Source organism: Streptomyces calidiresistens (assembly GCF_014141525.1).
GTDB classification, from domain to species: domain Bacteria; phylum Actinomycetota; class Actinomycetes; order Streptomycetales; family Streptomycetaceae; genus Streptomyces; species Streptomyces calidiresistens.
Window position 1 is genome coordinate 1 of record NZ_VKHS01001151.1, and the last position, 1,280, is coordinate 1,280.

General features: G+C 75.9%; 1 protein-coding gene. It reads left to right on the plus strand.

Annotation, left to right across the window (positions count from 1 at the left end; all coding sequences use genetic code 11):
* Window positions 1-47 precede the first annotated feature (47 nt).
* Window positions 48-935: a TIGR03936 family radical SAM-associated protein gene (locus tag FOE67_RS26040; RefSeq protein ID WP_182667279.1), complete on the plus strand. Its 888-nt coding sequence runs from the start codon at window positions 48-50 to the stop codon at window positions 933-935.
* Window positions 936-1,280 lie beyond the last annotated feature (345 nt).

The following is a 1,280-nucleotide window of genomic DNA, read 5'->3' on the forward strand; positions in this document are numbered from 1 at the left end:
AAGCGTCAAATGTGTGTAAGAGAAAGCCCCCGAAGGACTGAACGACACTGGGCAAGAGACAACCCACAGGCCCCCCGCCCGCGCCGGCGACCCAGCGGGTCCGGCTGCGGTACACCAAGCGCGGACGCCTGCGGTTCACCAGCCATCGCGACTTCCAGCGCGCCTTCGAACGCGCCCTGCGCCGGGCCGAGGTCCCCATGGCCTACTCGGCGGGCTTCACCCCGCACCCCAAGGTCAGCTACGCCAACGCCGCCCCCACCGGTACCGCCAGCGAGGCCGAGTACCTGGAGATCGCGCTCACCGAGTCCCGCGACCCCGAGCGCCTGCGCCTGCTGCTCGACGAGTCGCTGCCCACCGGCCTGGACGTGATCGAGGCCGTCGAGGCCCGCACCCCGCACCTCGCCGAGCGCCTGGAGGCGTCCCGGTGGGAGCTGCGCCTGGACGGTGTGCCGGTCGAGGAGGCCCGGCGGGCCGTGACGGCCTTCCTCGCCGCCGACACCGTCGAGGTGCGGCGCCAGACGAAGAAGGGCATGCGCGCCTTCGACGCCCGGGGGGCCGTGGTCTCCCTCGAGGCCCTCCCCGCCGAGACCGCCGACACCGCCGCCGACACCGTGACCGGGGGCGCCGCGCACCGCGAGCCGGCCGCTCCCGGAGGGTCCGATGGGGGACCGGGCCGACCCTGTGCGATACTTCGCCTGGTGGTACGGCACGACACTCCTGCCGTGCGACCCGACGACGTCCTGTCCGGCCTCCGAGCCGTGGCCGACCTGGCGCCGCCGGTCCCCGCAGCGGTGACCAGGCTGGCGCAGGGGCCGCTCGATGAGGGGACCGGATCGGTGGGCGATCCGCTCGCGCCCGACCGCGACGCCGCCGCGGCCACCCCATCCGGGGCCGCCGGGCGGCAGGCCGCGGCGGTGCCGGAGACCACCGGCTAGGGGCGCTGTCGCGCGCCGCCGAACCGCCCGGGGCCGGGAGCCATTCGGGCCCGGCTGTTCCCACCGGCGCACCGGACCAACAGACTTTCGCCGTAGCCGGGTACACGATCCCCCGGAACCGGCGAGCGACACACGACAGCTCCCGAGCGGCGCCCGCCCCCGTGGCGCGGCGCCCGGGAGCGTGACGGGAGAACCGCCCGCATGCACGAGCACAACGAGTCCGCCGAAGCGGACACACCGACACGCACCGAATCGAGTGGGAACGCCGCCGGCGACGCCGCGCAGGAGCCCACCCCGGCGCCCCGTCGCCGACGGCGTGCCGCCTCCCGCCCCGCCGGGCCCCCG